This window comes from Stenotrophomonas sp. Steno-Z10-BAI, from assembly GCF_056393115.1.
This window is the reverse complement of record NZ_JBWJOZ010000007.1, coordinates 146,219-161,430: the sequence shown is the minus strand read 5'-3', so window position 1 is coordinate 161,430 and position 15,212 is coordinate 146,219. Positions and strand designations below refer to the sequence as shown.

Annotated in this window: 18 protein-coding genes and 1 tRNA gene; 4 read left to right on the top strand and 15 right to left on the bottom strand. The window is 67.8% G+C overall.

The annotated features are described in order from the left end of the window. Positions 1-25 precede the first annotated feature (25 nt). The gene (locus AC06E9_RS16625) at positions 26-409 is read left to right on the top strand and encodes a hypothetical protein (protein WP_478050222.1); all 384 of its coding nucleotides are present in this window, start codon (positions 26-28) and stop codon (positions 407-409) included. An 18-nt stretch (positions 410-427) separates the two neighbouring features. Here AC06E9_RS16625 and AC06E9_RS16620 read toward each other — a convergent pair whose 3' ends face one another. The 4 genes from AC06E9_RS16620 to AC06E9_RS16605 all read right to left on the bottom strand — a co-directional run bounded on the left by AC06E9_RS16620 (position 428) and on the right by AC06E9_RS16605 (position 4,825). Then, on the bottom strand, positions 428-2,080 hold the full coding sequence (locus AC06E9_RS16620; RefSeq protein ID WP_461770938.1) for a M28 family metallopeptidase: 1,653 nt from the start codon (positions 2,078-2,080) through the stop codon (positions 428-430). A 71-nt stretch (positions 2,081-2,151) separates the two neighbouring features. Continuing rightward, complete coding sequence (locus AC06E9_RS16615) at positions 2,152-3,084, bottom strand: MBL fold metallo-hydrolase (RefSeq protein ID WP_121044214.1); 933 nt, start codon at positions 3,082-3,084, stop codon at positions 2,152-2,154. 40 nt (positions 3,085-3,124) lie between these two features. Beyond that, positions 3,125-3,454: a hypothetical protein gene (locus AC06E9_RS16610; protein WP_121044217.1), complete on the bottom strand. Its 330-nt coding sequence runs from the start codon at positions 3,452-3,454 to the stop codon at positions 3,125-3,127. A gap of 81 nt (positions 3,455-3,535) precedes the next feature. Beyond that, positions 3,536-4,825 carry a tryptophan--tRNA ligase gene (locus AC06E9_RS16605; protein WP_478056465.1) on the bottom strand — a complete coding sequence of 430 codons (1,290 nt, stop codon included), beginning with the start codon at positions 4,823-4,825 and terminating at the stop codon, positions 3,536-3,538. 108 nt (positions 4,826-4,933) lie between these two features. Here AC06E9_RS16605 and AC06E9_RS16600 point away from each other — a divergent pair, with 108 nt between their 5' ends. Further along, complete coding sequence (locus AC06E9_RS16600) at positions 4,934-5,737, top strand: hypothetical protein (protein ID WP_478056464.1); 804 nt, start codon at positions 4,934-4,936, stop codon at positions 5,735-5,737. Between the two features lie 88 nt (positions 5,738-5,825). Here AC06E9_RS16600 and AC06E9_RS16595 read toward each other — a convergent pair whose 3' ends face one another. The 7 genes from AC06E9_RS16595 to birA all read right to left on the bottom strand — a co-directional run bounded on the left by AC06E9_RS16595 (position 5,826) and on the right by birA (position 10,256). Then, entirely contained in the window at positions 5,826-6,047 is a 222-nt protein-coding gene (locus AC06E9_RS16595; protein ID WP_019185523.1) for a CsbD family protein, read from the bottom strand. 200 nt (positions 6,048-6,247) lie between these two features. Beyond that, positions 6,248-6,385, bottom strand: coding sequence for an entericidin A/B family lipoprotein (locus AC06E9_RS16590; protein WP_019185522.1), 138 nt, complete (start codon positions 6,383-6,385; stop codon positions 6,248-6,250). A gap of 191 nt (positions 6,386-6,576) precedes the next feature. Beyond that, positions 6,577-7,497 (bottom strand): arginase, encoded by a 921-nt coding sequence (gene rocF / locus AC06E9_RS16585; RefSeq protein ID WP_121044225.1) that lies wholly within the window; start codon positions 7,495-7,497, stop codon positions 6,577-6,579. Positions 7,498-7,590: 93 nt separating this feature from the next. After that, positions 7,591-7,666, bottom strand: a tRNA-Thr gene (locus AC06E9_RS16580). A gap of 41 nt (positions 7,667-7,707) precedes the next feature. Beyond that, the gene (locus tag AC06E9_RS16575) at positions 7,708-8,547 is read right to left on the bottom strand and encodes an SPOR domain-containing protein (protein ID WP_478056463.1); all 840 of its coding nucleotides are present in this window, start codon (positions 8,545-8,547) and stop codon (positions 7,708-7,710) included. A 9-nt stretch (positions 8,548-8,556) separates the two neighbouring features. Then, entirely contained in the window at positions 8,557-9,294 is a 738-nt protein-coding gene (locus tag AC06E9_RS16570) for a type III pantothenate kinase (protein WP_121044231.1), read from the bottom strand. Continuing rightward, on the bottom strand, positions 9,291-10,256 hold the full coding sequence (birA, locus tag AC06E9_RS16565; RefSeq protein ID WP_282263008.1) for a bifunctional biotin--[acetyl-CoA-carboxylase] ligase/biotin operon repressor BirA: 966 nt from the start codon (positions 10,254-10,256) through the stop codon (positions 9,291-9,293). The genes AC06E9_RS16570 and birA overlap by 4 nt, the downstream gene beginning before the upstream one ends. 129 nt (positions 10,257-10,385) lie before the next feature. Between birA and AC06E9_RS16560 the strand changes: the two genes are divergently transcribed. Together AC06E9_RS16560 and AC06E9_RS16555 are read left to right on the top strand one after the other, a co-directional pair. Continuing rightward, a complete protein-coding gene (locus tag AC06E9_RS16560) occupies positions 10,386-10,661 on the top strand; it encodes a hypothetical protein (RefSeq protein WP_121044234.1) in 276 nt (91 codons plus the stop codon). Beyond that, positions 10,628-11,413, top strand: coding sequence for a M90 family metallopeptidase (locus AC06E9_RS16555; RefSeq protein WP_478050218.1), 786 nt, complete (start codon positions 10,628-10,630; stop codon positions 11,411-11,413). Before AC06E9_RS16560 ends, AC06E9_RS16555 begins: the two co-directional genes overlap by 34 nt. A gap of 4 nt (positions 11,414-11,417) precedes the next feature. Here the strand turns inward: AC06E9_RS16555 and AC06E9_RS16550 are convergent, their stop codons facing one another. The 4 genes from AC06E9_RS16550 to dusA form a co-directional block, all read right to left on the bottom strand. Further along, complete coding sequence (locus AC06E9_RS16550) at positions 11,418-12,842, bottom strand: ATP-binding protein (RefSeq protein WP_121044240.1); 1,425 nt, start codon at positions 12,840-12,842, stop codon at positions 11,418-11,420. A gap of 20 nt (positions 12,843-12,862) precedes the next feature. After that, complete coding sequence (locus AC06E9_RS16545) at positions 12,863-13,546, bottom strand: response regulator transcription factor (protein WP_019185514.1); 684 nt, start codon at positions 13,544-13,546, stop codon at positions 12,863-12,865. 77 nt (positions 13,547-13,623) lie between these two features. Then, positions 13,624-13,995 carry a hypothetical protein gene (locus AC06E9_RS16540; protein WP_121044243.1) on the bottom strand — a complete coding sequence of 124 codons (372 nt, stop codon included), beginning with the start codon at positions 13,993-13,995 and terminating at the stop codon, positions 13,624-13,626. Between the two features lie 212 nt (positions 13,996-14,207). Next, the gene (gene dusA / locus AC06E9_RS16535) at positions 14,208-15,203 is read right to left on the bottom strand and encodes a tRNA dihydrouridine(20/20a) synthase DusA (protein ID WP_478056462.1); all 996 of its coding nucleotides are present in this window, start codon (positions 15,201-15,203) and stop codon (positions 14,208-14,210) included. Between the last annotated feature and the right edge of the window lie 9 nt (positions 15,204-15,212).

Genomic DNA, 15,212 nt, shown 5'->3' with positions numbered 1-15,212 from the left:
CCCCGCGATCGCGCGGGGTGGGGGGATGCTCGCGATGCTGGTCCCGGGGTTCGCCCAGGCCAGCACCGCGGCTCATGCAATCAGCGCCCCTGCGGGCGCTGCATTGTTATGGGGGGCTGCCCTGCTCGCCGCCGGCACGACCGTGGCGTGGGTGCTGGGGCGGCCATCGGCGCAGGCCCGCTGGCCGCGGATCGGTTTCGGCCTGGCGCTGCTGGCGGTGATGGGCGCCCTGGCACTGCAGCTGGCGGCCGACCTCGGCAGCGGTCACAGCGCGCTGCAGCTGCGTTTCGGCCGGCATGCCGCCAGTGCCGACACCCAGCCGACGCAGTTCGGCTGGATGATCGCCTGTTACCTGGCCGCGCTCGCGGCCAGCGGCTGGGGCGCCTGGCGCCTGTTGCGGCGGCGCTGAGCGCCGCCGACGGTCGCCTCAACGGCGCGCCGATTCACTCTTCTCGCGCTCGGCGCGGAACTCGGACCCTTCTTCCCACTGCGGCCAGCGACGGCTGTTGGCCAGCTCTGCGCCCAGGTCGTAGACCAGCAGGGTATCGGCGGCGTGGCCGCTCGGATCCCAGCTCGGGGTCCATGCATCGCAGGCCTGGTGATAGCAGGCAGCGAAGTAGGCATCACGCAGTTCACGGCCCTTCTCGATCCCGCCCTCACGCATGTCCAGCCCCGGGCCGATGGTGATCGCCGGCACGCCGAGGCGGGCGAAGGCGAAGTGGTCGGCGCGGTAGAAGAAGCCCGCTTCCAGGTTCGGATCCGGCGAATAGGTCCGGCCACGGGCCTTGGCCACACGCTCCAGGTCCCCTTCCAGCGAGACCCGGCCCTTGCCCCATGAGGCGATGTCGCGGGTCGGGCCATCCGGGCTGAACATCTCGATGTTCAACACGGCGGCGGTCTTGTCCAGCGGGGCCAGCGGGTGCGCGGCGTAGTAGCTGGCGCCAAGCAGGCCTTTCTCTTCGGCGGTCAGCGCCACGAAGTACAGCGTGCGCTGCGGCTGCGGGCCGGCGGCGAAGACACGGCCCAGCTCCAGCACGGTGGCCACGCCGGTGGCGTTGTCGATCGCACCGCGACGGATGCGGTCACCCTTGGCATCGGGCTGGCCGATACCGAAGGCATCCCAATGCGCGGAGAAGATCACCGCTTCATCGGCATGTGCGCCGCCCGGCAGCTTGGCCACCACGTTGCGGGTGATCACCTGCTCGCGCTTGAGCTTGAAGTCCACCGAGAGCTGCGCATCGCCCAGCGCAACCGGCTTGAAGGCCGGGGTCATCGCGCGGCGCTTCTCGGCCTCGAAATCCAGGCCCGCGTCGCGGAACAACTGCTCGGCCAGGCTGCGCTGCATCCAGCCGCGCACCGGCACGTGCTGGGCCAGCGCCTGCTCGCGGGTGCGTTCGATATCGAACAGCGGCGAGGTGCCCGAGCTCTTCACCGTGGCCCAGCCATACGCGGCCGGCGCGGTCTCGTGCACGATCAGCACGCCCTGCGCACCGCGGCGGGCGGCTTCTTCGAATTTGTACGTCCAGCGGCCGTAGTAGGTCACGGCCTTGCCATCGAACGCGCCCGGCTGGTCGGCCTCGAAATCGGCGTCATTGATCAGCACCACGGCGATCTTGCCGTGCAGATCGACGTCCTTGTAATCGTTCCAGTGGCGTTCGGGTGCATCGATGCCGTAGCCCACGAACACCAGCGGGGCGTTCTTGATCGCCACCGCATCCTGCGGACGCAGGCTCTGCAGGGTCACGTCCTCGCCATTGGCCAGGGCGCGCTGCTTGCCCTTCTGGCGCAGCTGCGCGCGCACCGGGCCATCGACCTGCGCACGCACCATCGGCACCGGCTGCACCCAGCTGCCATCGACGCCGCCGGGCTGCAGGCCGTACGTCTTGAATTCCTCGATCAGGTACTGGACCGTGCGCTCTTCCCCCGGCGTGGCCGGCGCGCGGCCTTCGAACGCGTCCGAGGCCAGGATGCGGACATGCCGCGACAGGGCCTGTGGATCGATACCGCCACCAGGCAGGTCATTGGCGGCGTGGGCCAGGCCGCCCACGAACAGGCAGGACGACAGCAGCAGCATGCGCATCGGATTCACGGCAGACACCAGGACGGAAAACAGGACACCGGAGTGTAACGTGACACCTCCGTGACCGTGCACTAGCGCCGATCGCGATCCAGCCAGCAGGCCAGGCCCTGCGCGTTGAGTTCGATGTCCATAGCCAGCACCCGGGTCACCGCCTCATCATCGAGCGGGCAGCCATGCGCCTGCGCGCGTTCCAGGTACAGCGCGGTCAGCGCCGCGACCAGGCAGCGATGCCGATCCGGCCGACCATCGCATTGGCGACCGATCTCGACCATCGCATCGATCTGCTCGACAAGATCCGCCGCCAGTTTCCGGGGCGGCGCCACGCGCCCGTAGTGGGTCAGGTACATGGCCTGTGGGTCGTAGGCCAGCATCTTCGCGATCGACTGCTTCAGCGGCTCGGGATCGAACTGCACCGGCGATGATGTCGGCACGATGAAGGCTCCCTGCACGCTGTCCAGCTCGCGGTAGGACAGCCCGAAGGTATCGCCGGTGAACCAGCTGCGGCTGCGCACATCCCACACGCACAGGTGATGACGCGCGTGCCCGGGCGTATCCACGCACAGCAGCGGGCGGCCGGCCAGATCCACGGTGTGGCCATCCTCGGCAATCACCACCCGGTCGGCAGCCACCGCCAGGATCGGCCCATAGCTGCGCGCGATCTCCGCTTCGCCATAGACCTCGGTGGCACCGGCGATCAGGCGGGCCGGGTCGATCATGTGCGGCGCACCGCGCGGATGCACCACCAGTGTGGCGTTGGGCAGCTGCTGCATCAGCAGGCCTGCGCCGCCGGCATGATCCAGGTGCACGTGGGTGAGGATCAGCCACTCGACCTGCTCGGGCGTGCAGCCGGCGCGCGCCAACGCGGCGAGCATCGCCGGCACGGCCAGGCCGGTACCGCAATCGATGAAGGCCGCCCGGCCATTCTCGACGATCAGGTAGGCGGCGTCGAAATCATCGCGCTGGAACGCGGTGTCGATCGTATGAATGCTGGGCTCGGAGTGCATCAACACATCCCTGGCACGAAACGCCTCCATCTTACGTCCATCAGTGCAGCGGCTTCGATGCGGCTTTGGTCGCAGTCGCGCTCAGCAGTGGCCCACGCAGCAGCACCGCGGCCACCATCACCGCCAGGAACGCACCGTAGGCATAGAGCACCGCCAGCACCTGTCGCCAGATCGGTCCGGCATCGTTCTGGACCACGCCGATGTGATGGCCCCACAGCATCGCCAGGATGCTCAGCACGAAGGCCAGCACCAGCGCGGCACCATCGAACAGGCGGCGCGCGGTGCCACGCGGCTGGCGCGGAAACAGCCAGTACAGCGTGCCCAACAACACGAACCAGGGCAGGAACAACAACAACGACAACCAGGCCATCGCAGTCTCCCGTGCAGGAACACGCCCCTGCGGCGTGCAGGGGCATCATGCCACAGCCCGGTTGCCGGCCCGCCGCTGGCGTTACTCGCGCAGCGCCTGCAAGGCGGCCAGCACCACGTCCACTTCGGCCTCGAGCTTGAACAGCTCACTCTGCAGGCCGTCGCCATGTTCGGTCTGCTTGAGCACGCCGATCAGCTGGCCGGCGTCACGCGGCGAATCGAAGCCCTCGCTCTGGATCAGCAGCGTGCCATCACTGGCCTGCAGCTTGAAGTAAAAACGGCCATCCTGTTCGCGGTACTGCTTGAACAGCGGCGGTGCAGCGCGTGCGGCTCCGCTTTCTTCACTGGGCACGTCACCGGCGTTGGAGAGATCGCGCAGGCCGACCGCATGACGCAGCTCCTTGAGCAACGGCACGGCGAACTGCTCGCGCAGCTGCTGGCCACGACGACGCAGCAGCGCCTCGATTTTTTCCGGCTCGGCCATCAGCGCGTCATAGCGCTCGCGCAGCGGGGCGATCTCGCTGTCGATGCGCTCGAACAGCTGCTGTTTGGCATCGCCCCAGCTGATGCCCTCGGCGAAGGCCTGCGCGAACGCCGCGGTCTGCTCCGGGGTGGCGAACGCCTGGTACATCTGGAACAGCGCCGAGCCTTCGGTGCTCTTGGGCTCGCCGGGTGCGCGCGAATCGGTGAGGATCGAGGACACCAGCTTCTTCAGCTCCGCGCGCGGGGCGAACAGCGGAATGGTGTTGTGGTAGCTCTTGCTCATCTTGCGGCCGTCAAGGCCCGCCAGCGTGGCGACCTGCTCATCGATCACCACCTCCGGCAGCGGGAAGAACGCCTGGCCGTAGACATGGTTGAAGCGCTGCGCGAAATCGCGCGCCATCTCGATGTGCTGGATCTGGTCGCGGCCGACCGGCACCCGGTTGGCCTTGAAGATCAGGATGTCGGCGGCCATCAGCACCGGGTACATGAACAACCCCGCGCTGACCCCGGCGTCGTCATCCAGCTGCTCCTCGCGGTTCTTGTCCACGGCGGCCTTGTAGGCGTGCGCGCGGTTGAGGATGCCCTTGCTGGCGATGACGGTCAGGAACCACATCAGCTCGGTGGTTTCCGGGATGTCGCTCTGCCGGTAGAACCACACCTTGTCCGGATCCAGCCCGCACGCCAGCCAGCTTGCCGCGATCTCCAGCGTGGAGCGCTGGGTGCGCTCGGGCTCCTGCGCCTTGATCAGGCTGTGCAGGTCGGCCAGGAAGAAGAAGCTCTCGATATCCGAGGCCTGGCTGGCGGTGATCGCCGGGCGGATGGCGCCGACATAGTTGCCCAGGTGGGGCGTGCCGGAGGGGGTGATGCCGGTAAGAACGCGGGTCGTCATGGGGGAATCAGTGCTGACAAGTGAACCGCCCCAGTTTACCTGCCTGCGCTCGACCCCGTTGGCCGACGCCGTCCGTTTGATCCTGCACCTGCCCTGCGGAGCCTTCCCATGAAAGACCTGATCCTGCCCATGCTTGCCGTGTTGGCCCTGTGCGGCTTCAAACCGGCGCTCCCGCTGCGTCATGACACCGGTCCGGTCCACCTGACGGTGATAGACCGCGACAGCGGCCAGGCCCTGACCCAGTACCGCCAGGACGGCCAGCGCTGGATCGCGGGGCAGCAGGGCCACCGTTACAGCGTGCGCCTGCGCAACGGCAGCGCCGAGCGCGTGCTGGTGGTGCTCTCGGTGGATGGTCTGAATGCCATCAGCGGCGAGGTGGCCGCGCCCCACCAGACCGGTTACGTGCTCAACCCGTGGCAGACCACCGATATCCACGGCTGGCGCAAATCCGCCGACGAAGTCGCGCAGTTCGTGTTCACCGATCCGGACCGCAGCTACGCCGGCCGCACCGGGCGCCCGGCCAACATCGGCGTGATCGGCGTGGCGGTCTTCCACGAAGCCGGAAGCGTGTCCTGGGAAGCCGCCCCCGCCGTGGCGGGCCCGGCCGATGCCAAGGCGCGCCCCCAGGCGCGGTCGTCTACCATTGAGAGCGCCCGCGTGACCGGTTCCACCACCGCGCCGGCACCGCAACTGGGCACCGGGCATGGACAGCGCGAGCAGTCGCGGGTGCGCAACACCGCGTTCGAGCGCGATACCGCTTATCCGGCGCAACAGGTGCAGGTGCGCTACGACAGCGAACGCAATCTGGTGGCACGCGGCATCATTGCGCGGGTGAACGCGCCAGTGCGTGACGAGCCACAGGCCTTCCCCGGCCAATACGTGCCCGATCCGCCGCTGTATCGCCGCCGCTGATCGCCAACGCACCCCAACAAGAACGGGCCGCTCTCGCGGCCCGTTCCGGTTTCAACCCCGACGGCGGCGCCGTCGTCACGGATCACCCTCAGTGGTAATCCGGATAATCCTTGCGCATGGCCGCTTCGAAGTCGCGGACTTCGGTTTCAGCACGGTCGCGTGCCCAGCCATAACGTTCCTGCAGGCGGCCTGCGAGGTACTCGGCGTTGCCTTCGGCCACCTTGAAATCGTCGTCGGTCAGGTCGCCCCACTTGGCCTGCGCCTTGCCCTTGAGCTGCGTCCACTTGCCGGAAATGATGTCTTTGTTCATGGGTTCGCTTCCTCGATTGCAACGGCCATCTCGCCGTGGGATCAGAATGCGCCCGCCCGCGTTGGCGTGCGGTCAAGCGGCGATGAAGCGCACACTCACGAGCTTGAATGGATTCACCACCGCGCACGTTGCACAGTCATTGTTGGACATGAAAAAGGCCGGGAATCCCCGGCCTTTTCCGTTGACGCCTGATCCGTGGATCAGTTGCCCTTGGCAGCGCCTTCGACCGTTTCACCGGCCTTCTGCACGTCCTTGCCAGCACCAGCAACGGTGTTGCAGCCGGACAGCATGGCGACCGAGAACATCGACAACAGCATCAGTGCGATAACACGCTTCATAGGGTTCTCCTGGTTGATCAAATTCAATACCGGAATCCGGTCCCGCCTGTCAGATGAGCACGCCAGCGCAACTCCTCTTCCTGACCTGCCGCGCCGTGGGTCGAAACACACGGCGCCGCGTGACGTGCAATCTGGCGGGAGAGGCGTGCAGCGGATGTGAATGCAGGAAAACGCTGTTCAGCCAGAAGTTCTCAATCGCGCATCAGCGTCGATTTTCCGAACAGGCTTTCGACCAGATCCACCGCCAGTTCCGCGGTGGCATTGCGGTTGTCCAGCAGCGGATTCAGCTCGACGATGTCCAGCGAGCCCATGCGTCCGGTGTCGGCGATCATCTCCATCACCAGCTGCGCTTCGCGGTAGTTCACCCCGCCAGGCACCGTGGTGCCGACGCCGGGTGCAATGCTGGGGTCCAGGAAATCCACGTCGAAGCTGACGTGCAGGTGCGTGTTGGCATCGATGCCGGCCAGCGCAGCCTCCATCGTGCGCTTCATGCCGGCTTCGTCGATGTAGCGCATGTCATAGACATCCACCTGGTGCTGCTTGATCAGGCGCTTCTCTTCCTGGTCCACCGAGCGGATGCCGATCTGGTGCACCTGCTGCGGGCGAATCGCCGGTGCGTCACCGCCGAGTCGGGTCAGCGCGTCCGGGCCGAGCCCGCACAGGCAGGCCACCGGCATGCCGTGCACGTTGCCCGACGGGGTAACCTCGCTGGTGTTGAAATCCGAATGCGCATCCAGCCAGAGCACGCGCAGGTCCTTGCCCTGCTCGCGGCACCAGCGCGCGACCGCGGTGATCGAGCCGATGCCCAGGCAGTGGTCGCCGCCGAGCATGATCGGCATACGCCCGGCCTGGAGTTCGCCGTAGGTCGCGTCCATCAGCGCGCGGTTCCAGGCCACGACTTCGTCAAGATGGCGGTAGCCCTGCACCGGTGCCGTCCACGGATTGCGCGGACCGGCCAGGTTGCCAAGATCGCGTACCTCCACGCCACGCGCGGTGAGCGCGTCACCCAGCCCGGCGATGCGCAGGGCGTCCGGTCCCAGACCCGCGCCACGGTGACCCGCCCCGATATCGGTGGGCACGCCAATCAGGGAAACCGGGGAATACATCGCCATCGCTGTTGCCTCCGTTGCAAAGAGGACCAGCATAGCCAGCGCGGCGTGATACGACTCGCGGCGCTGCAGCAGTCGTTACCGACCTGGTATCAATGGTGCCGGCACCCGGATTCGAACTGGGGACCTACCGCTTACAAGGCGGTTGCTCTACCAACTGAGCTATGCCGGCATGGGCATCGCAGCGGGACGACCCGTCGCGGAGCCGGGATTCTAGCGCAAGCGTGCGCATTCCAGCGAGCGGTGCTGGGCCGCGCCGCTGCGCTGGCGGGCCACGGCGGGGTCGGTGCCCTCGGCCAGGGTCGCATCCAGCCACCACTGCGCGCTGCCATCGCCCCCGCTGGCGACCATGGTCGCCTTGAAACCAGCCGCACTCAGGGCCGCCAGGCGGCGATCCGCGCCTTCGCGATTGCGGTACTGGCCCAGCGCGATGGCGTTGGTGTCCTCGCCCTGGGCAATGATGTAGTAGTCGCTCACGCCCGCTGCGACGATGCGCTTGACCATGGCCTGCGCCGCCTCCCGGCTGGCGGCAGGCGGCAGCAGCACGCGGTAACGGGTGGCACCGGCATCGGCCACCTCACGCAGCTTGGCCCCACGCAGGGCACCGGCGGCGCGCGACTGGGCGGCCTGGGCGGCAGCGCGGTCGGCGAACGGCCCCAGGCTCACGCACTGTGCGGGTGCGGGCGTCGCGGTGACAGGTACGGGTGCGGGTGCGACGGCCGGTGCGGGTGCATCGGCCACCGGAGCGGGCGCCGGCACGCTGGCGGCGGGCCTTGGCGCGGGCGTGTCAGCCACGACGGTCGCCGGCACGGAGACGGGCACCGGCGGCTGGGCCACTGGCGCGGAGGCGGGCGTCACGTCCTGCAGGGCTGGCGTGGCATCCGGGGGAGCCACAGACGTCGTCGGCGCCTGCGTGCTCGGCAGCACTTCCAGCTGCGCCACACCGGCCGGCGAGGCCGGCGGTGCGCTGGCCGGTTCGCCACGCAACAGCCACCACAGCGCGACACCGAGGTTGAGAATGACCAGGACGACGATCAGGGCACGGGTAAGCATCGGCTGATCCTAGCCTGCCGATGGCGGTTGATGCACGGCCCAGCGTGCCAGCCCATCCAGCACCAGCGACGGCTGGAATTCGGCATCGCCGAGCAGCGGCAGCAACGCGGGCGCACCGCCGCCGTGCACCAGCAGATGTGGCAACGCGCCGAGCCGTTCGCCGCCCTGCACGCGGCTGCGTTCGATCAGCGCCACCGCGGCCCCGTCGCAGCCGGAGGCCAGCGCATCGGCGGTGTCGTTGGCGAACTCACTGTACTCACCGCCCGCCGCCGGCAACTGCACGGCACGCGCGTGCAGCGCTTCGCGCATGGTGGTCGGCGAGGCCGAGATGCGCCCGCCGTGGTGCTGGCCCTCGGCGTCGAGCAGATCGATGGTGAGCGCGGTGCCGACGCCGGCGATCAGCACCGCCTGGCCACGTGCAGCCACCGCCAACAGCGCCAGATAACGGTCCACGCCGAAGCGGGCGGGGTCGGCATAGGCGATCCGCACACCGGCGTACTCGCCTTCAGTACGCGCCACGCGGACCTGGCGGAAGCGCGCCTGCAATACATCCAGCATGGCGGCGGTCAACGAGGGTGCGGCGACGCTGGCAACGTAGGCGGTGTCGCCTGACGGCAGCGCATCCAGTGCCGCGGCCGGCATCGCTTCAGCACCATGCGGCCACGCCTGCACGTCGCCCGCGCGCACGCCCTGCAGCGGCGCGAACTTGAAGCGCGAATTGCCCAGATCAAACAACCAGTCGCTCATTGCGCCCTCACGCTGACTTCGCCCGCATGGAAAACCCGTTCACTGCCGTCGATGCGCACACGCAGCGCCCCATCGTCGGCCAGACCCAGCGCCGTGCCGGCAAACAGCACGCCGCCTTCTTCCACCTGCACCTCGCGCCCGGCCAGGCTGTCCAGCGCGGCATAGCGCGCGAGGAACGGTCCCAGGCCGTCCTGCTCGAAGGCATCCAGCGCCGGCAGCAGGCTGGCCAGGATGCGCGCGACCACCGCATTGCGCGACGTCTGTGCGCCGGACAACGTGTCCAGATCGGTCCAGGGCTGGGTGATCTCCGCCGCGAACGCAGCGGGCATGCGCACGTTGACGCCCAGGCCGATCACCGCGCGTGCGGGGCCGGCGAATTCACCGCCGCCTTCGATCAGCAGGCCGCCGAGCTTATGCCCGTCGACGACAAGGTCATTGGGCCATTTCAGGGCGACGCCCGCATAGCCGGCCTCACGCAGTGCTTCGGCCACGGCGACCCCGGCGACCAGGCTCAGCCCGCCCAGCCGCGACAGGCCACCGGCAAACCCGCGCAGCACCGAGAGGTAGATATGCGCCGCCAGCGGCGAGGCCCAGGCCCGCCCACGGCGGCCACGGCCGCGGGTCTGGCGCTCGGCAAGCAGGGCCATCGCCCCGCGCTCCGGCGCGCTGCAGCGCAGCAATTCACTGTTCGTTGACGCGACCGACCACGCCACCTGCAGGGAGGTCAGCAGGTCGCCGGTGGCGGCCGGCAGCGCGGCCTGGATGGCCTCGGCGTCCAGCAGATCCAGCGGCTGCTGCAACTGGTAACCGTCACCGGCGCGGCCGTCGATATCGACCCCGGCGGCTCTAAGTCCTTGAATCCGCTTCCAAATCGCGGCGCGGGTCTGGCCCAGTTCGCGCGCCAGCGCGTCGCCGGACAGGCGCCCGGCGCCCAGTTTGGCCAGCAGTTGGCGGTCGTCCACGGCAGCTTCCATCGGGTAAACGGGAAAAGTATGCGGGAAAGCCGCCGCCAGCGCCCGCCCGGGGGCCTTCCAATCCCCCGGCCGAATCGGGCTAGAATCGAGAACTTGACCCGCCGCTGGATGTTGACGATGCGCCCGTTCGCCCATTGCCTGCTCCTCCTGATGGCCCCGCTGGCCGCGCATGCTTCCGATGCGCTCACCACGGCGGGTCGCGGCGCGTGTGTCTATTCGGCAGGGGAGAACGAGCGCAGCGCGCCGGCCTCGGCCTCGGCCGCCGCGGCACCGGCCACGGTCAAACCCAGCGCCAGCAGCGGTACCAGCACGGGTGGCGGCGGCGATGACGACGTGCTGCCGCGCCTGCGCGCACCGAAGTGGCACAGCTTCCTGCCGGGTATGTTCCGCTGATCGAACGACTGTTGGGCTGGCTGCGCCGCACGCCACGCGAGATCGACCCTACCCTTTGGGACACCACCTGCCGCCGCGCCGCCTGGCTGCAGCATCTGGATGCTGCCCGCCGCGAACGCCTGCGCGCCCTCGCTGCCCGCTTCCTGCACGAGAAAACCATCAGCCCCGCCGCCGAACTGCAGCTGGAGAACGCCGATGGCGTGTTGCTGGCCGCGCTCTGCTGCCTGCCGCTGCTGGAACTGGGCGAGATCGGCCTGCGTGGCTGGTCGCAGCTGATCGTCTATCCCAACGCGTTCCGCGTGCACCGCAGCCAGGTGGATGCGGCCGGCGTGCTGCACGAATGGGACGATGCGTTGATCGGCGAATCGTGGGACAGCGGTCCACTGATTCTGTCGTGGGCCGACATCCAGGCCGACATCGCCGACCCCGAAGCCGGGTTCTGCGTGGCGGTGCATGAGATGGCGCACAAGATCGATGCGCTGGACGGGGCGATCGACGGCACGCCGCCGTTGCCGCGGGCGTGGCAGAAACAGTGGGCGGCGGATTTCCAGCAGGCCTATGATGCGTTCTGCGCCGAGGTGGACCAGGGCCGCGAGACGCTGATCGATCCGTATGCGTCCGAGGCGCCGGAAGAATTCTTCGCGGTGGTCAGCGAGTACCACTTCTCCGCACCGGCGCTGCTGGCGCGCGAGATGCCGGCGGTCGCCGGGCATCTGCAGCGGTTCTATGGTCCGTCACCGCTGATGCGGTGACGCATTACGGCCCCGGCGGCAACTTCACTTCAAAGCGTGCGCCACCCAATTCCGGCGAACGCTTCACCTGCAGTTCGCCGCGGTAATCCTTGATCAGGTCCTGCACGATCGACAGGCCGATGCCGTGGCCCTGCACGCGCTCATCGCCACGCACACCACGCTGCAGCACCTTGGCGACGTCTTCCGGTGCGATGCCCGGGCCATCGTCATCCACCGACAGCACCAGCCCCGCGCGTCGCGCACCGGGGGCCGGCAACGGATGCGCGGTCAGCAGCACACGGCGCTTGGCCCACTTGAAGGCGTTCTCCAGCAGGTTGCCGAGCAGTTCCTGCAGATCGCCAGGCTCGCCGTGGAAACGCGCGGCCGGGTCGATGTCGAATTCGCACAGCACACCCTTGGAGGCGTAGACCTTCTCCAGGCCCCGCACGATTTCCTCGGCGTTGGACTCGATCGGCAACGGGGCGGAGAACAGCTTGTGACCGGACGAAGCCGCGCGCGCCAGCTGGTAGGACACCAGGTTGTTCATGCGCCGCAGCTGCACGTCGAATTCTTCGCGCAGATCCTCATCGCGCGCGCCGCTGTCGAGCTGCGTGCGCAGCACCGCCAGCGGCGTTTTCAGGCTGTGCGCGAGATCGGCCAGGGTGTTGCGCTGGCGTTCGAGGTTCTCGCGCTCGCTTTCGATGAAGGCGTTGATGCTGTCGGTCAGCGGCTCCAGCTCGCGCGGATGGCGTTCGCTCATGCGCTCGGTTTCACCGCGCTGCACCTTGGTCAGTTCGTTGATCACGCGCCGCATCGGGCGCAGGCTCCACTGCAGAATGACCGTCTGCAGCAGCAGCAGGATCAGGCCGATGCCGCCGAGGTAGAACCACACGCGCCCGCGGAACACGCGCAGCTGTGCGCCGAGCGCGCGCGAGTCTTCCAGCACGTAGATCGTGTACGGGAATTCGGTGGCCGGGTCGGCGTCGGCATCCCAGACCAGGCCCATGCCATAGCGGTAGGCCGAGCCCTCGCTGCCATCGATCTGGATCATCGGCAACGGGCCTTCGAAGACTTCCTGGCGCGGGGCCAGCATGCCGCCGCCCACGGTGGGCAGCATCGGGCCTTCGGCAGACATGGAGTTGCCCTTGCCGTCCGGCATCACGACCTGCAGATAAAGGCCGCTGCCCGGGACGTCAAAGCGCGGATCCGGTGGCTGCTCGCGGATGTACAGCGAGCGGTCGCGGGTGAAGTCGATGCCGGCCGCGTAGGCCGTGGCGTAGTTCTTCAGCCGCTCGCGCAGGTTGGCCTTCGCGGTATCGGCGAAGGCCGCGTCCAGCGCGTAGCCGGCCAGGGCCAGGAAGGCCACCAGGCCCACCGAGGCGGCCAACAGCTGGCGCGCCTGCAGTGAGCGCGGCCGCCAGCGTTTAAAGAACCACAGACGGCCGGACATCATCTATCGCCAGCCGCAGCTCAGCCTTCGTTGCGCGGAATGGCGAAGCGGTAACCGCGGCCGCGCACGGTTTCGATCGGCTTGAGTTCGCCGTCGGCATCGAGCTTCTTGCGCAGGCGGCCGATAAAGACCTCCAGCACGTTCGAGTCGCGGTCGAAGTCCTGCTGATAGATGTGCTCGGTGAGGTCGGCCTTGGAGACCAGTTCACCGGCATGCATCATCAGGTACTCGAGCACTTTGTACTCGTAGCTGGTGAGATCCACGTTGCTGCCGTTGACGCTGACCGTCTGCGCGGCAAGATCCAGCGCGACCGGGCCGCACTCCAGCGTCGGCTTGCTCCAGCCGGCGGCACGGCGCAGCAGCGCATTGACGCGGGCCAGCAGCTCTTCCACGTGGAACGGCTTGACGAGGTAATCGTCGGCGCCCTGCTTGAGGCCCTCGACCTTGTCCTGCCAGCTCGAACGCGCGGTCAGGATGAGCACCGGGAACTTCTTGCCCTCGTCGCGCAGCGCCTTGATCAGTTCCATGCCCGACATCTTGGGCAGGCCCAGATCGATGATGCCGACGTCGAACGGAACTTCGCGGCCCATGTACAGACCTTCCTCACCGTCCTGCGCAGCATCGACGGCAAAGCCTTCGCGCTTGAGCCGGGCTGCCAGTGTTTCCCGCAGCGGGGCTTCGTCTTCGACCAGAAGGATACGCATGAACTCTCCCTAGTGTCCTGGGTATGGCCCCATGGGGCCAGTGGGTAATGCAGATGACTGCGGACAACTATCCCTGTTCAGGGGTTATCGCCGCGTAGTGATGACATATCCGAGCGCGGCGTGCGGGGCTGTGAACGGGATGTCGCGGGATCGTCCATATAGCGGACGCGACCGCGGTCATCCATGTACTTCACCCGGTTGATATCGCGCCCATCGAAGGGCACGCGCTCGGCGCCGAGGATGTGTCCACCGGTAGTCCGCTGCACACGGCGCACCGCATCGGACAGCGAGCGCTCCTGCGGGCCACCGCGTTCGGCCGTGCGCATCATCTCGGCACGGGCCGCTTCCGGCGGCGGCATCTGTGCCCACGCACTGCCGGTGGAGGCAGCGGCGCCCGTCGCCAGAAGGGCGAAGGCGGCAATGCGGCGGTGGCGGGTCACGGAGAACATCGGTCTGATCCTAGCGGAGCGCGGCTAAACGTTCAAAAGTTGTGAATCGGCAACCGCCAGCCTGGGCCGGCGCTTTACGAATCTTTAGCGAATTCTTGGTTTTAGCCAGTGAATCCGGTCTGAACTTTTCCGCCTGCCTCCCCGCTTTGTTCATCTAAGTGAACATTGGCGGCTAAACCGGGGTCGTTGTCAAGCTGACAAGGTGACGCGGCTCACGCCGCGACGCGCTCGGCCTGGGCGCGGGTGACCGCCAACGCCTGCTCGATCAGGCTCCAGTGGGCACCGACGCGGTGCGAGCCTTCGCTCAGGATCTGGCGGAAGGCACGCCCACCCGGCTGGCCGTGGAACAGGCCCAGCAGGTGGCGGGTGATGTGCTTGAGCGCCAGCCCACGAGCCAGCTGGGCTTCGATATAGGGCTGCATGGCGCGCAGCAGCGCCTCGCGGGACTGCAGCGGTGCACCGGTCTGGGCGGCCTCCAGCTGATGCAGCACGTAGGGGTCGTGGTAGGCCGCACGGCCCAGCATCACCCCATCCAGCGCCGGCAACTGGGCCTGCGCAGCCTCGACCGTGGCCAGGCCACCGTTGAGGACGATCTGCAGCTGCGGGCGGTCTGCCTTGAGACGGTGCGCCCAGTCGTAGCGCAGCGGCGGCACTTCGCGGTTTTCCTTCGGCGAAAGGCCCTTCAGCCACGCGTTGCGGGCATGCACCACGAACATCGCGCTACCGGCGTTGGTCGATTGATCGACGAAGTTGACGAAGTTTTCGTAGTCGTTGTCGTCATCCACGCCCAAGCGGCACTTCACCGTGACCGGGATGTCCACCGCAGCGACCATCGCGCCCACGCACTCGGCCACCAGCGCCGGCTCGCGCATCAGGCAGGCGCCGAAGCGCCCGGCCTGCACGCGGTCGGACGGGCAGCCACAGTTGAGGTTGACCTCGTCGTAGCCCCACTCCTGCGCGATGCGCGCGGCATGGGCCAGCAGGGCCGGATCGCTGCCACCGAGCTGCAGGGCAAGCGGGTGCTCGCTGCCGTCGAAGCCGAGCAGGCGCTCACGGTCGCCGTGGATCACCGCGTTGGCGTGCACCATCTCGGTGTACAGCCGCGCGCCCGGTGCCAGCAACCGGTGGAAGTACCGGCAATGGCGGTCCGTCCAGTCCATCATCGGGGCAACGCAGAGCCGAATACCCTTGATTTCTTTAGTTTTCATTGACTTATC

Excerpts from the sequence above, each read along its gene's own strand:
- AC06E9_RS16625 (WP_478050222.1), top strand. The coding sequence starts at position 26 with ATGCTCGCGATGCTGGTCCCGGGGTTCGCCCAGGCCAGCACCGCGGCT.
- AC06E9_RS16620 (WP_461770938.1), bottom strand. The coding sequence starts at position 2,080 with ATGCGCATGCTGCTGCTGTCGTCCTGCCTGTTCGTGGGCGGCCTGGCC.
- AC06E9_RS16615 (WP_121044214.1), bottom strand. The coding sequence starts at position 3,084 with ATGCACTCCGAGCCCAGCATTCATACGATCGACACCGCGTTCCAGCGC.
- AC06E9_RS16610 (WP_121044217.1), bottom strand. The coding sequence starts at position 3,454 with ATGGCCTGGTTGTCGTTGTTGTTGTTCCTGCCCTGGTTCGTGTTGTTG.
- AC06E9_RS16605 (WP_478056465.1), bottom strand. The coding sequence starts at position 4,825 with ATGACGACCCGCGTTCTTACCGGCATCACCCCCTCCGGCACGCCCCAC.
- AC06E9_RS16600 (WP_478056464.1), top strand. The coding sequence starts at position 4,934 with ATGAAAGACCTGATCCTGCCCATGCTTGCCGTGTTGGCCCTGTGCGGC.
- AC06E9_RS16595 (WP_019185523.1), bottom strand. The coding sequence starts at position 6,047 with ATGAACAAAGACATCATTTCCGGCAAGTGGACGCAGCTCAAGGGCAAG.
- AC06E9_RS16590 (WP_019185522.1), bottom strand. The coding sequence starts at position 6,385 with ATGAAGCGTGTTATCGCACTGATGCTGTTGTCGATGTTCTCGGTCGCC.
- rocF (WP_121044225.1), bottom strand. The coding sequence starts at position 7,497 with ATGGCGATGTATTCCCCGGTTTCCCTGATTGGCGTGCCCACCGATATC.
- AC06E9_RS16575 (WP_478056463.1), bottom strand. The coding sequence starts at position 8,547 with ATGCTTACCCGTGCCCTGATCGTCGTCCTGGTCATTCTCAACCTCGGT.
- AC06E9_RS16570 (WP_121044231.1), bottom strand. The coding sequence starts at position 9,294 with ATGAGCGACTGGTTGTTTGATCTGGGCAATTCGCGCTTCAAGTTCGCG.
- AC06E9_RS16560 (WP_121044234.1), top strand. The coding sequence starts at position 10,386 with ATGCGCCCGTTCGCCCATTGCCTGCTCCTCCTGATGGCCCCGCTGGCC.
- AC06E9_RS16550 (WP_121044240.1), bottom strand. The coding sequence starts at position 12,842 with ATGTCCGGCCGTCTGTGGTTCTTTAAACGCTGGCGGCCGCGCTCACTG.
- AC06E9_RS16545 (WP_019185514.1), bottom strand. The coding sequence starts at position 13,546 with ATGCGTATCCTTCTGGTCGAAGACGAAGCCCCGCTGCGGGAAACACTG.
- AC06E9_RS16540 (WP_121044243.1), bottom strand. The coding sequence starts at position 13,995 with ATGTTCTCCGTGACCCGCCACCGCCGCATTGCCGCCTTCGCCCTTCTG.
- dusA (WP_478056462.1), bottom strand. The coding sequence starts at position 15,203 with ATGAAAACTAAAGAAATCAAGGGTATTCGGCTCTGCGTTGCCCCGATG.